At 63.9% G+C, this 21773-nt stretch carries 20 protein-coding genes; 5 read left to right on the top strand and 15 right to left on the bottom strand.

Annotated elements, in window-relative coordinates:
* Window positions 1-77: 77 nt before the first annotated feature.
* Together AMK05_RS25385 and AMK05_RS25380 are read right to left on the bottom strand one after the other, a co-directional pair.
* Complete coding sequence (locus tag AMK05_RS25385) at window positions 78-941, bottom strand: glycerophosphodiester phosphodiesterase (RefSeq protein ID WP_064842155.1); 864 nt, start codon at window positions 939-941, stop codon at window positions 78-80.
* Between the two features lie 136 nt (window positions 942-1077).
* A complete protein-coding gene (locus AMK05_RS25380; RefSeq protein WP_064842153.1) occupies window positions 1078-1830 on the bottom strand; it encodes a GntR family transcriptional regulator in 753 nt (250 codons plus the stop codon).
* A 256-nt stretch (window positions 1831-2086) separates the two neighbouring features.
* Here AMK05_RS25380 and AMK05_RS25375 point away from each other — a divergent pair, with 256 nt between their 5' ends.
* Window positions 2087-2965 (top strand): methylenetetrahydrofolate reductase, encoded by an 879-nt coding sequence (locus AMK05_RS25375; protein ID WP_064842150.1) that lies wholly within the window; start codon window positions 2087-2089, stop codon window positions 2963-2965.
* Window positions 2966-3015: 50 nt separating this feature from the next.
* Window positions 3016-4419 carry a vanillate/3-O-methylgallate O-demethylase gene (ligM, locus tag AMK05_RS25370; RefSeq protein WP_064842148.1) on the top strand — a complete coding sequence of 468 codons (1404 nt, stop codon included), beginning with the start codon at window positions 3016-3018 and terminating at the stop codon, window positions 4417-4419.
* A gap of 72 nt (window positions 4420-4491) precedes the next feature.
* Here the strand turns inward: ligM and AMK05_RS25365 are convergent, their stop codons facing one another.
* The 9 genes from AMK05_RS25365 to AMK05_RS25325 all read right to left on the bottom strand — a co-directional run bounded on the left by AMK05_RS25365 (window position 4492) and on the right by AMK05_RS25325 (window position 14709).
* On the bottom strand, window positions 4492-5586 hold the full coding sequence (locus tag AMK05_RS25365) for an aminotransferase class V-fold PLP-dependent enzyme (RefSeq protein ID WP_064842146.1): 1095 nt from the start codon (window positions 5584-5586) through the stop codon (window positions 4492-4494).
* 11 nt (window positions 5587-5597) lie between these two features.
* Entirely contained in the window at window positions 5598-6377 is a 780-nt protein-coding gene (locus tag AMK05_RS25360; RefSeq protein WP_064842144.1) for an ABC transporter ATP-binding protein, read from the bottom strand.
* Window positions 6374-7171, bottom strand: a complete 798-nt coding sequence (locus AMK05_RS25355) for an ABC transporter ATP-binding protein (RefSeq protein ID WP_064842142.1) — start codon at window positions 7169-7171, stop codon at window positions 6374-6376. Before AMK05_RS25355 ends, AMK05_RS25360 begins: the two co-directional genes overlap by 4 nt.
* Window positions 7168-8001, bottom strand: a complete 834-nt coding sequence (locus AMK05_RS25350) for an ABC transporter permease (protein ID WP_064842139.1) — start codon at window positions 7999-8001, stop codon at window positions 7168-7170. The genes AMK05_RS25355 and AMK05_RS25350 overlap by 4 nt, the downstream gene beginning before the upstream one ends.
* Window positions 7998-8987, bottom strand: a complete 990-nt coding sequence (locus AMK05_RS25345) for an ABC transporter permease (protein WP_064842137.1) — start codon at window positions 8985-8987, stop codon at window positions 7998-8000. Before AMK05_RS25345 ends, AMK05_RS25350 begins: the two co-directional genes overlap by 4 nt.
* A 40-nt stretch (window positions 8988-9027) precedes the next feature.
* Window positions 9028-10638, bottom strand: coding sequence for an ABC transporter substrate-binding protein (locus tag AMK05_RS25340; protein ID WP_064842135.1), 1611 nt, complete (start codon window positions 10636-10638; stop codon window positions 9028-9030).
* A 124-nt stretch (window positions 10639-10762) separates the two neighbouring features.
* The gene (locus AMK05_RS25335) at window positions 10763-12160 is read right to left on the bottom strand and encodes an LLM class flavin-dependent oxidoreductase (RefSeq protein WP_064842133.1); all 1398 of its coding nucleotides are present in this window, start codon (window positions 12158-12160) and stop codon (window positions 10763-10765) included.
* Window positions 12161-12178: 18 nt separating this feature from the next.
* The gene (locus AMK05_RS25330) at window positions 12179-13228 is read right to left on the bottom strand and encodes an ABC transporter permease (RefSeq protein ID WP_064842131.1); all 1050 of its coding nucleotides are present in this window, start codon (window positions 13226-13228) and stop codon (window positions 12179-12181) included.
* On the bottom strand, window positions 13225-14709 hold the full coding sequence (locus AMK05_RS25325; RefSeq protein WP_064842128.1) for a sugar ABC transporter ATP-binding protein: 1485 nt from the start codon (window positions 14707-14709) through the stop codon (window positions 13225-13227). The genes AMK05_RS25330 and AMK05_RS25325 overlap by 4 nt, the downstream gene beginning before the upstream one ends.
* Before the next feature lie 229 nt (window positions 14710-14938).
* On the opposite strand from AMK05_RS25325, the gene AMK05_RS25320 reads away from it, so the two are divergent.
* Both AMK05_RS25320 and AMK05_RS25315 read left to right on the top strand, forming a co-directional pair.
* Entirely contained in the window at window positions 14939-15985 is a 1047-nt protein-coding gene (locus tag AMK05_RS25320) for a substrate-binding domain-containing protein (RefSeq protein ID WP_064842126.1), read from the top strand.
* Between the two features lie 76 nt (window positions 15986-16061).
* The gene (locus tag AMK05_RS25315; protein ID WP_064842124.1) at window positions 16062-17270 is read left to right on the top strand and encodes an acyl-CoA dehydrogenase family protein; all 1209 of its coding nucleotides are present in this window, start codon (window positions 16062-16064) and stop codon (window positions 17268-17270) included.
* 79 nt (window positions 17271-17349) lie between these two features.
* On the opposite strand, the gene AMK05_RS25310 is transcribed toward AMK05_RS25315, so the two are convergent.
* The 4 genes from AMK05_RS25310 to AMK05_RS25295 all read right to left on the bottom strand — a co-directional run bounded on the left by AMK05_RS25310 (window position 17350) and on the right by AMK05_RS25295 (window position 20598).
* On the bottom strand, window positions 17350-18567 hold the full coding sequence (locus AMK05_RS25310) for an SfnB family sulfur acquisition oxidoreductase (protein WP_064842122.1): 1218 nt from the start codon (window positions 18565-18567) through the stop codon (window positions 17350-17352).
* A gap of 254 nt (window positions 18568-18821) precedes the next feature.
* Entirely contained in the window at window positions 18822-19133 is a 312-nt protein-coding gene (locus tag AMK05_RS25305; RefSeq protein WP_064842119.1) for a type II toxin-antitoxin system RelE/ParE family toxin, read from the bottom strand.
* Entirely contained in the window at window positions 19123-19404 is a 282-nt protein-coding gene (locus AMK05_RS25300) for a ribbon-helix-helix domain-containing protein (protein WP_064842116.1), read from the bottom strand. The genes AMK05_RS25305 and AMK05_RS25300 overlap by 11 nt, the downstream gene beginning before the upstream one ends.
* Before the next feature lie 150 nt (window positions 19405-19554).
* Entirely contained in the window at window positions 19555-20598 is a 1044-nt protein-coding gene (locus tag AMK05_RS25295) for a substrate-binding domain-containing protein (RefSeq protein ID WP_064842329.1), read from the bottom strand.
* 134 nt (window positions 20599-20732) lie between these two features.
* Between AMK05_RS25295 and AMK05_RS25290 the strand changes: the two genes are divergently transcribed.
* Window positions 20733-21767, top strand: a complete 1035-nt coding sequence (locus tag AMK05_RS25290; protein ID WP_064842114.1) for a Gfo/Idh/MocA family protein — start codon at window positions 20733-20735, stop codon at window positions 21765-21767.
* The last annotated feature ends 6 nt before the right edge of the window (window positions 21768-21773 follow it).

The following is a 21773-nucleotide window of genomic DNA, read 5'->3' as shown; positions in this document are numbered from 1 at the left end:
GACGTGCATCAAAACAAAGAACTAAAACGCGTCGAAAGCCGCCTATACCTTTCGGAATCAGGCGCCGACGCCCGCGGTTAACCAGCCATGCGCCGATCCCAGGCACGTTCGGTCGCCGGCGCCTCGTCGGTGGTGACCTGATCCGGCTTCAGGGCCATCAGCGCCTGGAAGTTTCGCCATTCCTCGTCGCTGAAACCGGCCTCGGGATCCTTGAGGGTAAACGTCCAGGCATCGACGCGCTTGCCTTCGTCCTGGCAGAGCGCGATCATGTCGAGACCTCCCTTGGCAGCCTCAAGGATCAGCGGCCAGTGGAGATAGATCGTGTCCGGTTCGGTCGGGCCGCGCAGGTCGGCGCGCAATGCAAGCTCGACGGCCTTCCAGCCGCTCGCCTGCCTGATACCGTAGAGCTTGTCTGTGGGATCGATGCCGCGCAGGAGATGCGGCAGCTTCTCCTTGACGGCGACGATGAGGTCGAGACTGCCGGCGCTGACGATCACAGAGGCGGCGATATCGCGGAAATGCGCGGTAAGGTGCGCGATGCCCTTCGCGCCGATCGCTTCATAATCGTCCTTCATGTCGAATTGCAGCAAGGCGGCAGGATGCGTCGATTGCATCATGGCGGCGAGATCCTCGCTGAGGATCAGCGGCCGGTCGCCCTCCTTCATCCTGATATCGCCGAGGTCGCCGAGGCTCTTTTCGGCGATCGGCCCATGTCCCGTCGTTTCTCCGTCGAGCTCCTCATCGTGCAGCACGACGAAACCGCCATCGGCGCGCACCCGCATATCGAGTTCCATCGAGGCGCCGGCTGCAAAACCCTCCGCCATCACGTCGGCCGAGAACAGCGGATCGGCAAATCGCTTGCGCAGCCGGTGCCATTTCAGGCGGGTGCGATGCCCCTCATGCGAAATCTCCAGGCCCTGCGCGTCCAGCAATCTCGTCATCTTCTTCCGATCTCCGCGATGCTACTCTCCTGCCTTGACGAGCCGTGATTATCAAGGGCCGAAGACGGGCTCTCATCGGAGTTGCGACATTCTCGTCCGGCCGAGTCCGGCTGGCGGCTTGGCCACCGGCCGCGTCTCACGTCGATATCAGTGTCAGTCCCGGAACGCGGGTGATCAGGCTGCGATCCTCTTCCATGACGAATTCCAGATTGTGCCGCGCGAGGCGCGCATGTTCCCGCGTCAGCGCCTCGGCGCGAGTGCCTTCGCGCATCTCGATCGCCGCAACGATGTCGCGGTGCTGACGCTGCGCATGCACCAGCGACAGGCGGAAGGCGAGCACATCCTCCTGCTTCTCCAGAAAGGCGCTCGGCGAGGCGAATGGCAGCTGTGCCGCCCGTTCCACCTCGCGCCGCATGGTCTCGCTGCCGGCAAGACCGGCGAGCATGGAATGGAATTCCGCATTGAGCTCGACATACTGGGCAAACAGCATGTCCTCCGGCCGATCGCGAAAGCATTTGTCGAGCTCGAGCACCAGTCCCTTGATCGCCTTGAGCTTGGCAGGCGTGACGCCGCGTTCGGCGGCGAGACGCGCCGCCGTGCCTTCAAGCACGCCACGCAACTCGATGGCGTCGAAAACATCCGCCGTGGTGAAACCGCGCACGGCATAACCGCCGGAGGGGATCTGCTCGAGCAGGCCTTCCTGTTCGAGACGGGCAAGGGCCGCGCGCAGCGGTGTGCGCGAAATGCCGAGCTTTTCGGCGAGCCAGACCTCCGACAGACGCTCGCCCGGCGAGACACCGCCGCCGAGCACGAGATCCCGCACGCCGAGAAGGCCTTTCAAGGCCTGGCTGTCGCGCTTGCGATCCACGCTTCCCTTTTCCGCGGCCATTTCTCATCCCTATTCCGGCGCTGGGCCGTCACGCGTCGCGGACGAAATCCCGCCCTCCAAATGGAGTACGATATGTATACCGTCTCGTGTCAAGCGCTTATTTCATAAGCGTCTACATATCAATATATAACTAAAAAGTTATCTATATGGTCATCATTAGTGAATTTTCCACGATATATGTTATGCCACTTGCTGACAGCGTAATTTTCGGCCTATCTCTGTATACAGAGTGCGTGCAGGATGAGGAGAGAAGCTTGTGACAATTGCGCCGCAAAGCGAGATCAGGGAGAAGGCACCTCTTGCCGACCTTCTTTCGCATTATTCCATCGAGGTGACGTCGCGCGACCTCTCGTCGCTGCAGAGCATGACCGCGACCCTGCGTCCGGGCTCCGAGGTCTTCATCGCCCATCTTCCAAAGGAGGATATCGGGCTTCTGGTCAGGGCCGCGGCGGGTTTGAGAGACGCCGGCTTCGTGCCGGTTCCCCATATCGTCGCCCGCAATATCCGCAACCGCCTGGAACTTGACACCATGCTCGCCCGGCTGTCCGAGGAGGCCGGCGTCCGCCACGCGCTCGTCCTCGGCGGCGATCGGGACGATGCCGCCGGGGCCTTCGGCTCCGCGCTGGACCTGATCGAAACCGGGCTCTTCCAGACATATGGCGTCGGCCGCATCGCCATCGCCTGCTACCCGGAAGGGCATCCGCGGATCGCCGGCGCCGTGCTCGACACCGCGCTGACCGCAAAGGTCGATGCGGCTGCCCGTGCCGGGCTCGATGTGTTATTGGTGAGCCAGTTCCTGTTCGATCCGCAGCCGCTCCTCAGCTTTGCGCGGCGGCTGCGCGAACGGGGCGTGGCGGCGCCGCTCAGGGTCGGCATCGCCGGACCGGCCAGCCGCACGAAGCTTCTCAAATACGCGCTTCGCTGCGGCGTCGGCGCATCCTTGCGGGCGCTGCGCGAAAGAAGCGAGATCGCCCGCAACGTGCTTTCGGGTGAAACGCCGGAAGAGCTGCTGATCGATATCGCCGCAGCGCAGGCCGCCGAACCGGATCTCGGCATCGGCGGCGCGCATTTCTTCACCTTCGGCGATCCGGCCCAATCCATCCGCTGGGCAGAGCAGCAGGAAGCCTCTGACTGAAACCGGCCGCAAGGCCTCGACCATCATCTTCGTTCAATGGGAGGAATATCATGACGAAACAGAGCCTGGAGCAGAAGCTGAGCGCCGTCGGCAACACGGTGAATATGCTCCGCAATTCGCCGATCGGCGCCTATATCTATCCCGTCGTGCCGCCGGAATTCAGCAACTGGCGCGACGAACAGCGCGCCTGGCGCGAAACCGCCGTGCTCTTCGACCAGTCGCATCATATGGCCGAACTGATGATCGAGGGGCCGGATGCGCTGAAGCTCATCTCCTATCTGGGCATCAACAGTTTCGCCAATTTCCCGGTCAACCGCGCCAAGCAGTTCGTGCCGGTCAGTCATAGCGGCCATGTCATCGGCGATGTCATTCTCTTCCATCTGGCCGAAAACCAGTATCTGATCGTCGGCCGCGCGCCGACGATCAACTGGGTGGAATTCCACGGACGGACCGGCGGCTACGACGTGAGGCTCGACCGCGACGACCGTTCGCCGTCGCGACCGGGCGGCAAACCAGTCGTGCGCCGGCGCTACCGCTACCAAATACAGGGGCCGAACGCCTGGAAGATCCTCGAAAAGGTCAATGGTGGCCCCCTCGCCGACGTCAAGTTCTTCAATATGGACACGATGAACATCGGCGGGCGCCGTGTGCGCACGCTGCGCCACGGCATGTCGGGCGCTCCTGGCCTGGAGATTTTCGGGCCCTATGAAGAAGGGGACGAGATCCGCAACGTCATCCTGGAAGCCGGTGAGGAATTTGGCCTGCGCCAGGTCGGCGCCCGTGCCTATGCGACAAACACGCTGGAATCCGGCTGGATTCCCTCGCCGCTGCCGGCAGTCTATACCGACGAGCGCATGAAACCCTTCCGCGAATGGCTGGGCGCCGATAGCTATGAAGCAACCGGCTCGATCGGCGGCAGCTTCGTCTCCGACAATATCGAGGATTATTACCTGACCCCGTACGAACTCGGCTACGGCCCGTTCGTCAAATTCGATCACGACTTCATCGGCCGCACCGCGCTGGAAAAGATCGCCGACAAGCCGCATCGCAAGAAGGTGACATTCGCCTGGAACCAGGACGATGTCGCCAAAGTCTTCCAATCGCTGTTCGACCCTTCCGGCGATAATTATAAATATATCGACCTGCCGCTGTCGAACTACGCTTCATCGAGCTACGACCAGGTGATGAAGAACGGCAGGACGATCGGCCTGTCGATGTTCTCAGGCTACAGCCACAACGAACGCACCATGCTTTCGCTCGGCACCGTCGAGCCGGACGTACAGGTCGGTGATGTGCTGACCCTCGTTTGGGGCGAACCGGATGGTGGAACCCGGAAGACCACCGTCGAACGTCACAAGCAGATCGAGATCCGGGTCAAGGTCGCGCCGGTCCCTTACGCGCGTGACGCCCGCGAGGCCTATGCCGACAGCTGGCGCACCCGGCAGACGGCGTAATCCAAGGCCGGACCGCCTGGCCATCCACGCCGGGCGGTCCCCTGCCGCCTTGCCGATTCCGACCGCATTCTCTCAGCGGCTGTAAACCACGGATACCGCCTCCGCGGCGGCGGCGATATCTGAGGGATGGCCGGCCTGCCTGAGAGCCGCGCCATAGGCCACGACATTCGAGAGCACCGTATGGAACGAGGCGCGCGGGCCTGTGTGGTTCAGCCGCACGAGGCCGGCCGGCGTGGTTCCGACACCTTCGGTCAACTCCACTCCCAGCCGTCCGGCGGCTGCGATCAGCGCAGCCGGCGCCAAGCCCTCCGGCACCGGCACCGCGGTCACCAGGTTCGAGGCCTTTGCTGCCGAAACCCGAGCCGAAGCGCCGAGCGCGGCTAGTCCCGCCCGTGTCGCCGATGCAGCCAGCGCATGGCGGGTAACGACATTCTCCAGGCCTTCGGCCTCGATGCGGTCGAGTGCGGCCTCCAGCGCGAAGAATTCCAATGGTGCCGGCGTTCCCGGCAGAGCCCGCCGGCCGCCATCGACCCATGTTCTGAGGTCGGCCAGCGACAGGATTGAATCGCGCGGGGCGCCGTCGCTCAGGATCAGATCCCAGGCGCGAGGGCTGAGCGAAAGCGCCGACACGCCGGCCGGTCCGCCGAGCGCCTTCTGCGGGCCGATCACTGCGATGTCGATGCCGAGATGCTCGACGTCGAGCCGATGGCCGCCGACCGAGGCGACCGCATCGACGACAGTGACGATGCCGCGGGTGCGCGCCAGCGCCAGGATCTCCGGCAGCGGGTTCAGAATGCCGCTCGCCGATTCCGCGTGAACCACAGCCAGCACATCGATCTCGGAACCGGCCTCGAGCGCCCGGGCGACTGCTTCGATCTCGATCGGCAGGCCGGGTTCGGCAACGATATCCTGGACCGCTGCACCACCCCGCCGCAGCCATTGCCCGAACCAACCGCCATAGGGACTGGTGACGATGTTGAGGGCGGAAAGGCCGGGGCGCGCAAGGCTGACCGCGACGGCTTCGAGCGCCACTACCGCCTCGGCCTGCACCAGCACGACGTCGCTGCGGCTGCGCAAGATGCTGCCGATCCTGTCGGCGAGGACGACATAGCGCTCCGCAGGATAGGAGGGCACGCCGTGCAGGGGATTCCAACCAAGATCGGACATGGGCTTCTCCTTCAGGACGGATCGGTCACCAGACGAGGGACGGCGGCAACAAGCGCGCGGGCGGCCTCGGATTGCGGCGCTGCAACGACTGTCGCCGCCGGACCGGTCTCGACGATCCGGCCACCATCCATGACGGCGATGCGGTGGGAGACGGCGCGGACCACGGCAAGATCGTGCGAAATGAACAGACAGGCAATGCCCTGTTGCTTCTGCAGATCGACCAGAAGTTCGAGGATCCGGCCGCGCACGGTGACGTCGAGCGCCGAGACCGCCTCGTCGAGCACCAGCAGCGACGGCCTTGTCGCGATCGCCCGGGCAATCGCCACGCGCTGACGCTGGCCGCCGGAAAGCGCGCGGACCGGCCGGGCGGCGTGATCGGCGGTGAGGCCGACACGTTCGAGAAGCATTGCGATCTCGCCGGCACGCCGGTCTTTCGACACGATGCCGTGGATGCGCAAGGGATCGTCGAGCACCGAGCCGACATTCGCCAGCGGGTTGAAGGCGGCCAGCGGATCCTGGAACACCATCTGCAGGCGCGCGCGCCTGCGGCGCAGGGCAGCACCTTTCAGCGTCAGCCAATCCTCTCCCTCGAAACGGATCGCACCGGCATCACAGGAGAGAAGCCGCAGCAGGATGCGCGACAATGTCGATTTTCCGCTGCCGGAGGCGCCGACCAGACCGAGCGTTTCGCCAGCTGCGATCGCCAGCGACACATTGTCGAGGGCGACAACCCGGCGGCCCGACGACGAAAAGCCTTTCGAGATGTTTTCGATGGAAAGCAGCGGGCTCACGGCGCTACCTCTGAAATCAGCGGTGGTGTCGCCAGGTCGCGATGGCTGGCAATGAGGGCCGCGGTATAGCTGCTTTCGGGCGCCGAAACCACCGAACGGACGGGACCGGCCTCGACGAGGCGTGCATCGCGGAAAACGGCGATCCGGTCGACGAAGGCGGAAGCGAGCGCGATATCGTGGGTGATGAACAGCAGCGTCATGCCGTCCTCGCGCACCAGCCCGTCGAGCAGGTGGACGATCTCGGCCTGGACGACGACATCGAGGGCGCTCGTCGCCTCGTCGGCGATCAGCAGCGCAGGCTTGGCAGCGATTGCTGCTGCGATCGCCACCCGCTGGCGCTGGCCGCCGGAAAGCTGATGCGGAAAGGCCCGCATCGCCTTGCCGGGCTGTGGTATGCGCACCCGTTCGAGCAGTTCTTCGGCTCTGAGAGAGGCATGTTTCCAGCTGGCGCCGAGATGACGCCTGGCGCCCTCGGCAATCTGCTCGCCGACCGTCAGGACGGGATTGAGGCTCGTGCCGGGATCCTGGAAGACGAAACCGAAATCGCGCCCCGGGCGGGGCGGGTGGCCGAGGGCGGGCCAGACCATCTCGCCGGCGACTTCCGTTCCCTCGGGCAGCAGGCCGGCGAGCGCGCGGGCAAGCGTGCTCTTGCCGGAGCCGCTTTCGCCGATGACTGCCAACCTTTCGCCGACGGCGATATCGAGATCGATACCGTCGAGCGCGGCAGCAGCATTGTTTTTGCCGCGCCCATAGGTGACCGAAAGCTGCCGGACGCTGCAGAAGATGCCGCTCATGCCGCCCTCCCGCCGTCATTGCCAAGCGCCTTACCAAGACCTTCGCTGAACAGATGGACGCCGAGCACGGTCACGGCAAGTGCTGCGCCCGGGATGACGGAGAGATAGGCAGCCGAGCGCAGCACACTGCGGCCCTCGGCGATCATCGAACCCCAGGTGGCGATATTCGGATTGCCGAGGCCAAGGAAGGACAGCGCGGCCTCGGTCAGGATCGCGCCGGCGACGATGGTGGCGGAAAGCGCCAGCACCGGCGGCAGCGCATTCGGCAGGATTTCCCGGAAGGCGATTTCCGCGGGATGCATGCCGATCACCCTTGCCGAGGCGACGTAATCCTGTTCGCGAATGGAAAGCACCTGCGCCCGTGTCAGCCGCGCCGGATCGGCCCAGGCGCCAAGCGCGATGGCAAGCACCACGACCGATGTCGAGACGCCGATGGTGCTGACGAAGGCGAGGGCAAGCAGGAAGGCCGGCACGATCTGGAAGGCGTCGACCACCCGCATCAGCGCCTCATCGACGATCCCGCCGGCAAAACCGGCGACCATGCCGACACAGACGCCGAGGATCATCGCCGAAAAGGCCGCCGCAAGGCCCACGGCAAGCGAGGTGCGCGCGCCATATAGGAGGCCGGCGAGCACGTCGCGGCCCAGCCGGTCGGTGCCGAGCGGAAAGGCCGGATCGGTGAAGGGCGGCAGCAGCGCCCGGCCGGCGATCCTGAGTGGATCGCCCGGCGAGACGATGGGGGCAAGCAGCCCGAACAGAAGCAGGATGACAAGGATCGCAAGCCCGATCACTCCTTCCGGTGTGCTGAGGATGCGCCGGAGACGGCTCATGCACCACCCTCCGAAGCGCCGATGCGCGGGTCGAGCCCGGCATAGACGAGATCGACGAGGAAATTGACCGCAATGACAAGCACGGCGCTGGTGAGGATGATCCCCATCAACAGCGGCGCGTCGCGGCCGTTGACCGCTTCCTGCGCCAGGCGCCCGAAGCCGGGGACCGCAAAGACACTCTCGATCACCACGCTGCCGCCGAGCATGGCCGCCGATTGCAGCCCGAGCATGGTGACGAGCGGCAGCAGCGCATTGCGCGCGACATGGCGCAGCACGATGCGGCTGCGCGACAGGCCTTTGGCGCGGGCAAAGAGGACGAAATCTAGTCTCCACACCTGCCCCATGCCGGCCCGCATCACCCGCAGGAACAGGGCGAGATAGATCAGGGCGAGCGCACCAACCGGCAGAACCAGATGGTCTGATATGTCGAGCGCGCGGGAAAAACCGGTTTTTCCCGAAGCGATCGTCTCGATACCGGCGATCGGAAACCAGCGCAGCTTCACCGAAAAGGCGATGCTGAGGACGAGGCCGAGCCAGAAACTCGGGATGGCGTAGACGATCAGCGAACCGATCGACAGCATCCGGTCGCGCACGGACCCCGGCCGCGCGCCCGCAAGGATGCCGAGCGCCGAGCCGAAGCCGAAGGACAGCGCCGTAGCGCTGCCCATTAACAGCAGCGTATTGGGCAGGCGCTCGGCGATAAGCGCGCCGACGGGCCGGTCGAAGGCGACCGACCAGCCGAGATCGAGCCGCGCCAGCGAGGAGAGATAAAGCCAGAGGCGCGCCAGCATGGAGTGGTCGAGACCGTAGCTCTCACGCAGCGACTGCCTGAGCGCCGCATCGCCGCCGCCGATCGAGCCGAGATAGGCATCGACGGCATCGCCCGAGGCGGATTCGAGCAGGAAAAAGGTGAAGATCACCACGATCAGCAGCACCGGAAGGCTGCTGATCGCCCTGCGCCGCAGGAGGAGGATTGCAAGTTTCACGCCGGACAGAGCCTCCGGAAGAGAATTGCCGCCGATCCTATCACGATTGCAAGGCGGTATCGCCCCAGTTCGAGACGGCCCAGCGCGGATTGTCCGAGACGTTGAGCACCGTGTCGCGGGCGACGGTGATGAAGCCCCATTCCGCGACGTTGATCAGCGGCAGATCGGCGACGACGAGCTGTTGGAACTTGCGATAAAGATCGGTGCGCGCCGCCGTATCGACGGTCTCGGAGGCCTGCTTGATAATCTTGTCGAGCTCCGGATTGGCGTAACCGCCCTGGTTGGAGAAGGGCACGCCATCCGGTGTGCCGGACTGAACGAGAATGGTGGTGGAGATCGCCGGATCGCCGCGGAAGACCGGCGGGCCGACGGCAAGGTCGAAATCGTGATCCGTATAAACCGCCTTCAGGTGCGCGGCCGCATCGGCATTGACGATCTCCGCATCGATGCCGATCACGGCGAGCGCCTGGCGAAGGTATTCGCCGAACTGCCGGGTCTCGTTGAAATAGGGCGCGGGGCGAAGCTTCAGCTTAAAGCGGTTGCCGTCCGCTCCTTGTTTGTACCCCGCCTTGTCGAGAATATCGTTGGCGGCGGCCGGATTAAAATCATAGGTCGCGACATCGGATGTATAGAATTCCGGCGCATTCTTCGGCACCGGGCCTGTGGCGGCGCCGGCATAGCCGAGGAATATCGTGTCGACCACGAATTTCTTGTCGATCGCCTGCGCAATCGCCTGGCGGACCCTGAGGTCGGCGAGCTCCTTGCGGCGATGATTGATCTCGACGACAAGCTGATAGGTCAAGGCCTCGTAACCTTTCGAAATCACCTTGATGCCGTCGACCTTGGAGATGCGGTCGAGATCGGCCAGCGGCACGGCCGAGAAGGCGGCAAGCTGGATTTCGTCGGCTTCGAGTGCGGCACCCGCCGAGGCGCGGTCGGGCAGCACGCGGAAGACGATCTCGTCGAGCTTCGGCTGGTCCTTGCCCCAATAATTCTCATTGCGCGTCAGCCGGTAATATTCGCCGGGCTTGTATTCGGCGAATTTGAACGGGCCGGTGCCGACGAGTTTGTTGTTGGCCGGATTGGCGGCGATGTCGGAACCGTCGAAGATGTGCTTGGCGACGACGCTGGTGACGACGGGCAGGGCATTGCGGATCAGCTGGAACGGCGTCGGCTTGGAGAAGCGGAAGATGGCGGTGTAATCATCCGGCGTATCGACGGCTTCGAGATTGGCGAAGACCAGGCGGCCGAGATTCTGCAGCGGCTTCCAGATCTTGAGGGCGGAGAAGGCGACATCGACCGAGGTGAACGGCTTGCCGTCGTGCCAGGTGACGCCGTCGCGCAGCTTGAAGGTGACGGAAAGGCCGTCGGCCGAGCCTTCCCAGGAGGTGGCAAGCCGCGGCGCAAGCCCGTCCTTGCCGTCGAACGAGGCTTCGGCCAGCGGTTCGATCACCTTGCTGGCGATGAAAAAGACCCCGTTCGAAGCGACGATGGCAGGATTGAGGTTCTTCGGCTCGGAATCGGCCGCAACGACCAGCCGGCCACCGGCGGGCGCGGCCTGCGCCAGCGCCTGACGGGCCAGCGCCGTCGAAGCCAGCAGCAGGGCAGTGCCCTTCATCAGCGTGCGCCGTGAGATAGATGGTACGGTCATGACCCCTCCTGATCGATCGAATTGCGAGCGCCCCTATTCAGGGCGAAACGCCAATAGTCATAGAAGTTAAATTCGAAATGGCAGAGCTCTGCGAGATATTTTTTGTCACCCAGCCATTATTTGCTCAGCCGTTTGCGGCGAGGCGTTTTGGCTCGCTAAAGAGATCGCGATAGGCGGCACCCGGATGCGGAGCGACGAGCCGCGGTCCTGCTCCCCCGAGCTTTTCCCGCAGCGTGCCCTTGGCATATTCCCGCTTGTAGACGCCGCGCTTCTGCAGTTCAGGCACCAGCAGATCCACAGCATCCTCGAAACTCTCGGGCGTCACGGCATAAGCGAGGTTGAAGCCGTCGACATCGGTATCCTCGATCCATTCCTGCATCAGATCGGCGACGGTCTGCGGCGAGCCGACGAAAACCGGGCCGAAACCGCCGACACCAACCCAGTCGGCCATTTCACGCACCGTCCATTCCTTGGTCGGATCGATGGTGGTGAAGGTTTCGACGGCCGATTGCACCGCATTGGTATGACGGTGACGCAGCACCTCGTCCGGCCCGAACTGGCCGAAATCGATGCCGGTCCAGCCGGAGATCAGCGTCAGCGCGCCCTCGAAGGAGGCGTATTTGCGGTATTCGTTGAACTTGCGCTGCGCCTCGGCATCGGTCTCGCCGAGGATGACGGTCTGCAGGTTGAAGGCGAGGATTTCGCGCGGGTTGCGGCCGACGCGCTCGGCCGCCTCGCGGACATTGGCGACATAGCGTTTCAGCACCGCCTTCGACGGCGACGCCACGAAGATGCATTCGGCATGGGCGCTGGCGAAATCCTTGCCGCGGCTGGAAGCGCCGGCCTGGTAGAGCACCGGCGTGCGTTGCGGCGAAGGTTCGCTCAGGTGGATGCCGGGCACGCTGAAATGCCGGCCGGAATGGCCGATCGGGTGGACCTTGTCGGGATGGGTGAAGATGCCGGCTTCCCGGTCGCGGACGACGGCGCCGTCCTCCCAGCTGCCCTCCCACAGCTTGTAGCAGACCTCGAGATATTCCTCGGCGAGATCGTAACGATCGTCATGCCTGGTCTGGGCGGGCTGACCGATATTGAGCGCGCCGCTGTTGAGATAGGAGGTGACGATATTCCAGCCGACGCGCCCCTTTGTGAGATGGTCGAGCGTCGAGATGCGGCGGGCGAAGGTGTAAGGATGCTCGAAGGAGAGCGAGGCCGTCAGGCCGAAGCCGAGATGCTCGGTGGCGTAGGCCATGGTCGGGATGAGCTGCAGCGGATCGTTGACCGGCACCTGCGCCGAATGGCGAAGGGCCGCATCGACATTGCCGTTCAGCACGTCGTAGACGCCGAGCACGTCGGCGATGAACAGGCCGTCGAACTTGCCGCGCTCCAGCGTCTTTGCCAGATGCACCCAATAACCGAGATCCTTGTAAGTCCAGGACTTGTCGCGCGGATGGCGCCAGAGCCCCGGCGACTGGTGTCCGACGCAATTCATGTCGAAGGCGTTCAGCCTGATTTGGCGGGTCATGTCTTTCTTCCTTGGAATTTACGGATTGCTGCGGCCGAGGCCGTAGGTCAGCGCCAGGGCGCCGACGAGCACGGCGCCCTTGACGAAATCCTGGGTGTAATAGGGAGCGTTCAGCATGGTGAGGCCGTTGAGCAGGACGCCGACGAAGACGGCGCCGGCAATCGTACCGAGCACGTTCGGGCGCCGCAGGTTGAGAACCGCAAAACCGATCAGCGCGGCGGCCACCGAATCCATCAGCAACGAGCCGCCGGAGGAAATGTCGCCGCGGCCGACGCGGGCGGCGATGACGATGCCGCCGAGCGAGGCGAGCGTGCCTGAAATGACATAGGCGAGCGTCTTCAGCCTGACGGTCGAGGCCCCGGCGAGCCGGGTGGCGGCTTCGTTGCCGCCGGTTGCAAACAGCAGCCGGCCGATACGGGTGCGTTCGGTGAGAACGAAGAGCAGAACGGCGACCGTCGCCATCAGCACGACGGCGACGGGCAGGGTGCCGAGGATGCTGTAGCGGCCGATCATCAGGAAGGCCGGATCGTAGGCGCCGGTCGCCTTCGAACCATCCGGCAAGGTCAGGCCTGATGAAATCGACCGGCCGGCCGTGGGGATCAGCTGCAGGCCGGAGAGCAGAAACATCATCGCCAGCGTCGCCAGCAGATCTGGCACCTTCAGGCGGACGATCAGCAGCGCGTTGACGAGGCCGACCAGGGCGCCGAAGGCGAGCACCAGCGGCACCGTCGCATAGGCGTCGAGATCCCAGACGATCATCGCATAACTCGCGGCCATCACGCTCGATGCGGCAACGGCGCCGATCGACAGGTCGAAACCGCCGACGGCGAGCGTAACGGTGACGCCGGCGCCGAGAATGGCGACGACCGATACCGCCTGCAGGATGCTCATCAGATTGGCGATGGTGATGAAGGCGGGCTCGGCGATGGTGAAGCCGACGATCAGCAGCGCCAGCAGGATGAACACCGCGCCCGCCCGCAGGAAAGCGCCAAGGGCCGCAAGCCGATGGCGGTCGGCGCCCGGCAGGATGCCGGTGTGCGGCAGAGTTTCGTCATCGATTGTCGTCATGCGGACATTCCATGGATTTCGGGATGAAGGGCGAGCCCGCCTGCAGCAGGGCTCAGCACGTGGCGGTCGATGACGAGGATGCGGTCGGCCACCTCATAGGCCTCCTCCGGATCGGAGGTGGCGATCAGCGTCGCTCGGTCTGTGCGGGCGCGGATGGCTTGGATGATATCGCGGCGCGCGCCGACATCGACGCCCTGGAAGGGTTCGTCGAGCAGCAGCAACCGGCTCGGCTCCGCCTCCCAGCGGGCGATCACCGCCTTCTGCTGGTTGCCGCCGGAGAGCGACCAGACAGAGGCAAGCGGGCTTGCCGCCTTGATGCCGAGACGGGAGATCGCCTGTTCGGCCTCGCGCCGTTCGCGGCCGCCGGCAAGAAAACCATGCGGATACCATTTGGAAAGATGCGGCAGGCTGATCGTCGCCGCCAGCGAATGGCCAGGCCAGGCCGGCGGCATCAACGAGGACCGGTGACGGTCTTCCGCTGCCATGGCAACACCCGCCGCGATCGCTTCGGCCGGACTTTTCGGCCGGTAGGGCCGGCCGTCGAGATACATCGCGCCACCCTTAAGCGCCGTCACGCCGAAGATCGCCTTGAGCAGCCGGCTCTTGCCGGCGCCGAGCACGCCGGTCACCGCCACCACCTCGCCCTCATGCAGCGACAGATCGAAAGGCGCGCCCGCCGGCAGCAGACTGGCATCGCGCATTTCGAAAATCACAGGGCCGGTCGCGGGCCGAGCATGCGGCCGCGCCGCATCGAGCCTGCGGCCGATCATCGTCTCGATGGCGCTCGAAAAATCGATCGGCCGGGTGAAAGTGCCGACGACGCGGCCGCCGCGCATCACCAGCGCGCGGTCGGCGATCGCTTCAAGATCGGCGGTGCGATGCGAGATATAGAGGATCGCCAGCCCGCGGCTGCGAAGCCTCAAGAGAATATCGAAGAGCCGGCGGCTCTCTTCCCCGGAAAGGCTCGCCGTCGGCTCGTCGAGAATGAGGAGATCGGCGCGGTTGGCAAGGGCGCGAGCGATCGCCACCAATTGCCGGTCGGCGCTGGCGAGTTCGCCGAAATCGCGATCGAGCGGCAGGGTGAAGCCGGCGGCATCGAGCATTGCCTGCGCGACGCGGCGAATGCCGGCGCGCGAAACGAAGAAGGGCGTGCTGCGGTCGGCGAAACGGTTGAGCAACAGAGCATCGGCGACGGTCAGGCCGGCCGCGCCGACCAGATCCGTCGACTGGTGCACTGTGACGACGCCGGCTCTTGCCGCTTCGGCCGGGCTCTGCGGCGCGAAGGGGCGGCCATCGAGACGGATGGTGCCGCCATGGGCCGGCAGCACGCCGGACAGGATCTTCACCAGCGTCGATTTGCCCGCGCCGTTTGCGCCCATCAGCGCCACGATCTCACCGCGCTCGATCACAAGATCGGCGCCGGCAAGCGCCCGCGTCGAGCCGAAACTGCGGCTTATGTTTTCAACGTGAAGAAGCGGCATCGACAAGATCCGGGACTACATTTGTCTCGGAAGTGTGCCTCGTTCGGACGGTCGAATTCCAGGCACGCATTTCCCCGGCAGCCACCGCCCCGGAAACAAAGAATCTCCCGCAACCCGCAAAATCGGATCATTTAATCTACTAAAAACATAGAGATTATATCTAATAACTTGACGCGTCGCGGGGGCCGCCTGTCAGACGACGCCGCTTATTGTTAAAAGGAACGCGACGATGAAATCCCTCGCACGGCTCGCACTGTCCGCCGCCGTCATTCCGTTCATTTTCATTCAGGGTGCACAGGCCGACGGCCTTTCCGGCGCTCCGGCTCCCTTCGACAAGGGTGGGGTCAAGGTGGCGCTGATCAGCTACATCTCGGCCGGTGATTTCTTTCAGGCCTATCAGGCGGGCGCGGAGGCCCAGGCCAAGGCTCTGGATATCGACCTGCGCGTTTTCCCCGGACGTCAGGATGCCGCCGAACAGCGCGAGCAGATCCTGCAGGCAATCAATCTCGGCGTCTCCGGCATCGTCATCGACCACGGCCTGCCGGAATCGCTCGGCGACGTGGTGCAGCAGGCGCTCGACAAGGGCATCAAGGTCGTGGCCTTCGACGTCAACCTGAACAACCCGAAAATCCCGCAGGTGGAGCAGAGCGATCACGAGCTTGCCTCACTGGCGCTCGACCAGGTGGTGAAGGACAACGGCAAGAGTTTTAACGCCGGCTACGTCTATGTCGCGGGCTTTGCGCCGCTCGACCGCCGCAACGAGGTTTGGGACAAGTTCAAATCGGAGAATGTCGGCGTCGTCGAAAAGGCCCGCTTCGGCAATGTCAGCGACACCACCGCGACCTCGACCGCTGACCAGGCGAAGGCCGCGCTGACTGCCAATCCGGATATTTCGGTGGTCTTCGCCCCCTATGACGAATTCGCCCGCGGCGTGAAGCTCGCCGCCAACGACCTCGGCATATCAAGCAAGCTCAAGATCTATTCGGCCGACGTTTCCACGGCCGATATCCAGGAAATCACGGAGGAAGGCAGCCCTTGGGTTGCGACCGTCGCCACCAACCCTGCGGTGGTCGGCGCAGTCTCCATCCGCGCCGCCGCCCTCGAAATCGCCGGCCAGACGGTTCCTCACCAGATCACCGTGAAGCCGACGCTGCTGACCCAGGAGAGCCTGCGCGCGGCTGGCGTCAAAACGATCGAAGATCTGGCTGAGAAAATCCCGGCCTTCAGCACCAGCGATGCGGCGACCGCCAGCTGGATTCCCGACAAGCTGTTCTGAGGCTCTTTTACTCGATCCTTCCGGCGGGAGCGTGCGGCTCGCGCCGGATCATCTTTTAAAGAATGGAGTTCCGCCCATGAGCCAGTCCAATGTCATCTTCGCCGCGAGCCGCAACCCAACGCGGCAAGACCTCTTTGCCCGTGCCGAGACCATCTCGGACGACCTTTCCCAGCGCGCGGCCGAGCTCGACCGCGACGGCCGACCGCCGCTCGCGGAGATCGTCAAGCTGAAGAATGCCGGGCTGCTGAATGCGCTGCATCCCAAAGAGATCGGGGGCGGCGGCCTCGATTGGATCGACGGGCTGCGGCTGGTGCGCATCCTCGCCCGGGGCGAGAGCTCGATCGGCCAGTTGCTCGGCTACCACTTCGTCAACAGCCAGTACATCTACTGGGCGCTCGATCCGGCGCGTGCCCATGTGCTGGGCAGTGAAACGGTGGCGAAGAACCTCTATTGGGGTGCGGCCGTCAATCCCCGCGATCCCGGCCTGGTGCTGACGCGCCGCGGCAACGGCTATGTGCTGAACGGACGCAAATCCTTTTCCACGGCGGCGCGGGTTTCCGACTACATCAATGCCAATGCGGCGCTCGACGACAAGATCGCCGGCTTCGCCGTGCCGACCAATCGCCCGGGCTACGTTGCCAATGACGACTGGGACAATATCGGCCAGCGCCTCTCCGACAGCGGCAGCGTCGAGTTCCACGATTTCCCGGTCTACGAGGAGGATTTCGTCGGCGCGCCCGCAGCAGCCCATGTGCCGTCGCCGGTGCTGTCGACCTTCAACACGCCGTTCATCCAGCTGGTCTTCGTCAATTTTTATCTCGGCACCGCCGAAGGCGCGCTGCACGCGGCCGTCGATTATGTCCGCACCACGACCCGGCCGTGGATTACGTCAGGTGTCGAGCGGGCAGCCGACGATCCCTATATCCTCGAACGCGTCGGCGAATTCACCGCGGCGCTAAAGGCCTCGGCGGCCCTTGCCGACAGCGCGGCAGCCGCCGTGCAAGCCGGTCTCGACCGCGGCCGCGACGTGACGGCGCGCGAGCGCGGCGAGGCGGCGGCGGAAGCCTATGCCGCCAAGGTCCATGCCACCCATGTCTCGCTCGACATCACCTCGCGCGTCTTCGAACTGACGGGCGCCCGCTCGACGGCGGACAAACACCGCTTCGACCGCTTCTGGCGCAATGTCCGCACCCACACGCTGCACGATCCGGTCTTCTACAAGGCGAGGGAAGTCGGTGAATTCGTGCTGAACGACCGGATACCGGAGGTCAGCCTCTACAGCTGAGGCGCGCGCCGACGGCCGAAAAGCAAAATCCCACCGCCGGCGCCGGCGGTGGGATTTTCATTTGTAACGAGGCGAAAACTCAGAGCGCGCCGTTCTTCGGCGGCGTCACGCCGTTCAGATGGTAATTGCCGACGACGTGATATTTCCAGCGCACCGGATCGTGCAGCGTATGGGTGCGGGCATTGCGCCAGTGACGGTCGAGATTGAGACCGACCTGCACGGACGAGGTTCCGGCCAGCTCGAAGAGCGTGTTCGAAGCCTCGAGCGCCACTTCTGTGGTCAGCACCTTGGCGGCGGCGACCGCAAGCGTTGCCTCGATCACCTTCTGCTCCGTCGTCTCGACCTGCGCGGCATCGACTTTGTGGCCGGCACGCTCGACAAGGGCGGTCGCGGCTTCGAGCCGGATGGCGATCTGGCCGACCTTGGCGATCGTCAGCGGGTCGTCGGAGGCGCGGTCGAGACCGCTATCCATCCACGGGCGCGATTTCGTCCTGACGAAATCCAGCGTTTCGGCGAAAGCCGCGCGAGCAATGCCGAGATCGATGCCGGCATGGATGATCTGGCCGACGGAGCCGATCGTTGTCGGCCGTTCGAAACCCTTGTGATGGAAGACGACGGAATCGGCGCTGACATAGACATTGTCGAGAACAGTCGTGCCGCTGCCGGTGGTGCGCTGGCCGAAACCGTCCCAGTCATCGACGATCTCGACACCTTCGGTGCCCTTCGGCACGAAGGCCATGGTCAGCCGCTCCTCCAGATCGAGGGCGAAGACAGTGATCCAGTCGGCGAAGAGCACGCCTGTGGAATAGAACTTGCGCCCGTTGATCCGGTAGCCCGGGCCGTCGCGGGTGATGCGCGTGTTGTAATGGCCTACCGTCTTGGTGCCGCGCTCGGAAAGCGCATTGCCGAAACGGTCGCCGGCAAGCACTCGACTGAAGAAGTAGCGTTGCTGCTCGTCGCTACCGTCGGTGCGGAGCGCCTCGAGAATATAGAAATGGTTCTGCGGGATCTGGCCGATCGAACCGTCCGCCTGCGACAGGATCGCGGTGATTTCGGCAAGCACCGCGTTCGAAACGTCGAGCCCGCCATATTGCGCCGGCACGGTGATCGCCAGCAGGCCCGACTGAGCGAGCAGGTCGAGCTCGGCAAAAGGCAGGATCCGATCGGCGTCGCGCTCGGGAGCGCGCGCGGCAAATTGCGCCGCCAGCCTGCGGGCGGTTTCAACCGCCTCCTCATCGCTGCCGATACGGTCGGCCACCGGCCGGATCTGATCTGCTTGCCTCAGCACGGTATTCATCGATGTCTCCAATTCTGACGGTCCTATCGGTGAAAGAAATCGAGCGCCGAGATAAGAGTACAAATTCTATAGATGTGATAGAAAATAAAAAGTGTTTGCTTATCGGCCTCCGACCGCCGCGGTTAGGGTTTCGGCCAACCTTCGCGCGGCGACGCGCCCCGGGTGACGATGAAATTCCCGCCTTCGAATATTCTGCAAATGGAGAAGATTGAGGTGTTTGAGAAGCATCCGATGCTCCCGCGTCGCGCGCCAGCTTAATCGAGCGATGCGAGATCACGCCTGCCATGAAGGACGCGCACGATATTGACGGTTTGGACCGGTCCTTCGTCCGTGTCCGGAACGGTCTCATAGAGCATAACAAACGGTGCTTCGACCAACATGCGCGCGCCCGGCCGGATTTCCGGTCGGCGCCTGCCAATACGCGGCTGTTCGATCAACAGCTTCGCCTTCCGCTCGAAGCTATCGAAAAGCCGCTCGGCTGCCTGCGGCTGTTCCAGACCGACCTGAACATAAATGTCACGAATGTCGGCCAGGGCCTGGGGCAACCAAACGAGATCAACGGGCATTGTTCAGGGCAGCACTTAGTTCCTGACGAGCCTCCTCGCGAAGCCTGTCGAAATCGACCCGCACAGGGTCGCCGCTAGCCTTGCCTTCGTCCCAAAGTTCCCGCAAGCGTTTAGCATCAGCCTGGCGGGCTTCCCATTTGGCCTCCCAGTCGCGAACTGCTTCGCGCACGATTTCGCTTGTGGTGGCATAGGCGCCAGTCTTGACCGCGTCGCGAAGCAGGGCCGCCTGATGCGTGGTAACGGCCACGCTTACTTTCTCGACATTCGGCATTTCTCACATCCTCGATCTGATAGTGGTAAAGTTTACTACCGTCTAAACACTTTGCCAAGCACCACTTCGATTAATCGCCGAAGTTGCCGTTCCAGTGGTCGCCGGTCGAGGAGGGGAGGGGATGGTTCCCTGGAGGCAAGCCGGCAGCGCTCAAACCATGGCCCCAACGTGAAAGGCGTCGCTTTCCCCCGGTATCAACTCAAGCGGCCAGATGATGTTTCGTGCGCCATCAGGATAGAACGCGCGATAGGCCGGCACATGAGCGAGAAGCATTTGTCCGAGCGCGACGCCGAGATCATAGAGCGACATACGGAAGCAACTGAGCGAAGGGTTTAGGAACCGTGCGCGCGGGGCATCGCGGAAGCCGATCACGGCAAGGTCGCGCCCAGGCATGACGCCCGATTCCATCAGGCGGCGGTAGAGGCCGATCGCCATCAGCTCGTAGATCAGGATCACCGCCGTCGGCCGCTCCTCGAGCAGAAGCAGCTCATGCGCCGCCTGATAGCCGCCCTGTTCGCTCGATTTGACGCGGATGACGAGTGACGGATCGAAGGCGATACCGTGCCGCGCGAGCGCGCGGCGATAGCTCTCGAGAAAGACATAGCCGAGGTTGACCTCGCTCGACGGCGCCGTGATCGCGATCCGGCGGTGGCCGCGGGCGACCAGCCGTTCAACGGCACGCTCGGCCACGCCTTCGAAATCGAGATCGATCCAGGGGAAATTGCCTGGGGAAAGGCTGCGGCCGACCGCAACGAAGGGGATCTTTGCCCGCGACAGAAGATCGATGCGCCGGTCGATGCGCTGCATATTCGAGATGATCATCGCATCGACGATCCGGCGCGCCACGATCCGCTTCAGATATTCGTGCGGATCCTCGTCGCTCGGGCAGGGCAGCATGATCAGGTCGAGCTTGTGCCGGGCAAAGACGCTCTGCAACCCGCTGGTGACGCCGAGAAAGAAGTTGTCGGCATTTTCGACCGCCTCCGCGCTGGATTCGATCATTAACCCGATGACCTTCGTCTCTCCCTGCCTCAGGCTCCGGCCCGACTGGTTGGCGACGTAGCCCAGTTCCTCGGCCGCCTCCAGCACGCGCCGCCGCGTTTGCTCGTTGACATCGGGCTTGCCGTTCAGCGCCCGGGAAACCGTGCCGATCGAAATATCCAGGTGTTCGGCAAGCTGGCGAATCCCTTTCATCGGCTGCGTTTCCTTCCCATGCATAATTTCGCATTTGGTGTCCCTTGACATCGCAAAATGTTTCCGCCAACATTCGTAAACGTTTACGGAGTGCGTGTCACGAGGAGAGTTGGCGCCATTCCCTGGAGGAAATCGTGAAATTCAGTGCCATTCTGTGCGGGTGCGGAGCTATGTCCAAAGGTTGGTTGCGGGCCATCGCGTCCAACCCTGATCTCGCCGACTCCATCACCATTGTCGGCCTCGTCGACCTCAATCGCGAGACGGCGGAACAGCTCGCCGGGGAGTTCGGCCTTAACGACGCCGTCATCGGCTCGGATCTCTCCGAGGTCATCGCCGCCACCAAGGCCGATCTGGTCTTCGACATCGTCATTCCGGCCGCTCGTCACGATGTCGTTTCGACGGCGCTGAAGGCCGGCTGCCATGTGCTCAGCGAAAAACCGATGGCCGCCTCGCTTGCCGAGGGCGCCGCGCTGATCGATCTCGCCGCTGAAACCGGCCGCATCCACGCCGTCATCCAGAACCGTCGCTTCATCTCGGGCATCCGGCGCCTGCGCCGTTTCGTCGATAGCGGCGCGATCGGCGAACTCACCGGCATTCATTGCGACTTTTTCCTCGCGCCGCATTTCGGCGGCTTCCGTGAAGAAATGGACAATGTCCTACTGCTCGACATGGCGATCCATACCTTCGATGCCGCCCGTTACGTCGCCGACCGGAAGCCGCTCACCGTCTATTGCGTCGAGCGCAATCCGAAGGGGTCGTGGTACCGGCACGGCGCTTCCGCGAACGCCATCTTCGAATTCTCCGACGACATCGTCTTCACCTATCGCGGCTCCTGGTGCGCCGAGGGCGAGCGCACCAGCTGGGAAAGCCAGTGGCGTCTCGTCGGCTCGAAGGGCATGCTCACCTGGGACGGCGAGGAGAGTTTCAAGGCGACCGTTGCCGGCGAGGAGCCCGGGCTTCTGCGCGGCTCTGCCGCCGTAAACGTTCCCGGTCCGGAGCACGACGCGGAAACCCACGGCCATGCCAGCGTCATCGCCGATTTCATCGCGGCGATCCGCACCGGCAAGCAGCCCGAAACGGTTAATTCCGACAATATCAGAAGCCTCGCCATGGTCTTCGGCGCCATTGAAAGCGCCAAGACCGGCAAGCGCATCGAAATTTCAGCATAGGAAGAC

The organism is Rhizobium sp. N324, assembly GCF_001664485.1.
Lineage (GTDB): Bacteria > Pseudomonadota > Alphaproteobacteria > Rhizobiales > Rhizobiaceae > Rhizobium.
The sequence above is the reverse complement of the archived record's forward strand: the minus strand, read 5'-3'. Positions and strand labels throughout refer to the sequence as shown.

Excerpts from the sequence above, each read along its gene's own strand:
- AMK05_RS25305 (WP_064842119.1), bottom strand. The coding sequence starts at position 19,133 with ATGCCCGTTGATCTCGTTTGGTTGCCCCAGGCCCTGGCCGACATTCGT.
- AMK05_RS25300 (WP_064842116.1), bottom strand. The coding sequence starts at position 19,404 with ATGCCGAATGTCGAGAAAGTAAGCGTGGCCGTTACCACGCATCAGGCG.
- AMK05_RS25355 (WP_064842142.1), bottom strand. The coding sequence starts at position 7,171 with ATGAGCGGCATCTTCTGCAGCGTCCGGCAGCTTTCGGTCACCTATGGG.
- AMK05_RS25380 (WP_064842153.1), bottom strand. The coding sequence starts at position 1,830 with ATGGCCGCGGAAAAGGGAAGCGTGGATCGCAAGCGCGACAGCCAGGCC.
- AMK05_RS25295 (WP_064842329.1), bottom strand. The coding sequence starts at position 20,598 with ATGAAAGGGATTCGCCAGCTTGCCGAACACCTGGATATTTCGATCGGC.
- AMK05_RS25310 (WP_064842122.1), bottom strand. The coding sequence starts at position 18,567 with ATGAATACCGTGCTGAGGCAAGCAGATCAGATCCGGCCGGTGGCCGAC.
- AMK05_RS25350 (WP_064842139.1), bottom strand. The coding sequence starts at position 8,001 with ATGAGCCGTCTCCGGCGCATCCTCAGCACACCGGAAGGAGTGATCGGG.
- AMK05_RS25385 (WP_064842155.1), bottom strand. The coding sequence starts at position 941 with ATGACGAGATTGCTGGACGCGCAGGGCCTGGAGATTTCGCATGAGGGG.
- ligM (WP_064842148.1), top strand. The coding sequence starts at position 3,016 with ATGACGAAACAGAGCCTGGAGCAGAAGCTGAGCGCCGTCGGCAACACG.
- AMK05_RS25335 (WP_064842133.1), bottom strand. The coding sequence starts at position 12,160 with ATGACCCGCCAAATCAGGCTGAACGCCTTCGACATGAATTGCGTCGGA.
- AMK05_RS25340 (WP_064842135.1), bottom strand. The coding sequence starts at position 10,638 with ATGACCGTACCATCTATCTCACGGCGCACGCTGATGAAGGGCACTGCC.
- AMK05_RS25325 (WP_064842128.1), bottom strand. The coding sequence starts at position 14,709 with ATGCCGCTTCTTCACGTTGAAAACATAAGCCGCAGTTTCGGCTCGACG.
- AMK05_RS25320 (WP_064842126.1), top strand. The coding sequence starts at position 14,939 with ATGAAATCCCTCGCACGGCTCGCACTGTCCGCCGCCGTCATTCCGTTC.
- AMK05_RS25330 (WP_064842131.1), bottom strand. The coding sequence starts at position 13,228 with ATGACGACAATCGATGACGAAACTCTGCCGCACACCGGCATCCTGCCG.
- AMK05_RS25365 (WP_064842146.1), bottom strand. The coding sequence starts at position 5,586 with ATGTCCGATCTTGGTTGGAATCCCCTGCACGGCGTGCCCTCCTATCCT.
- AMK05_RS25315 (WP_064842124.1), top strand. The coding sequence starts at position 16,062 with ATGAGCCAGTCCAATGTCATCTTCGCCGCGAGCCGCAACCCAACGCGG.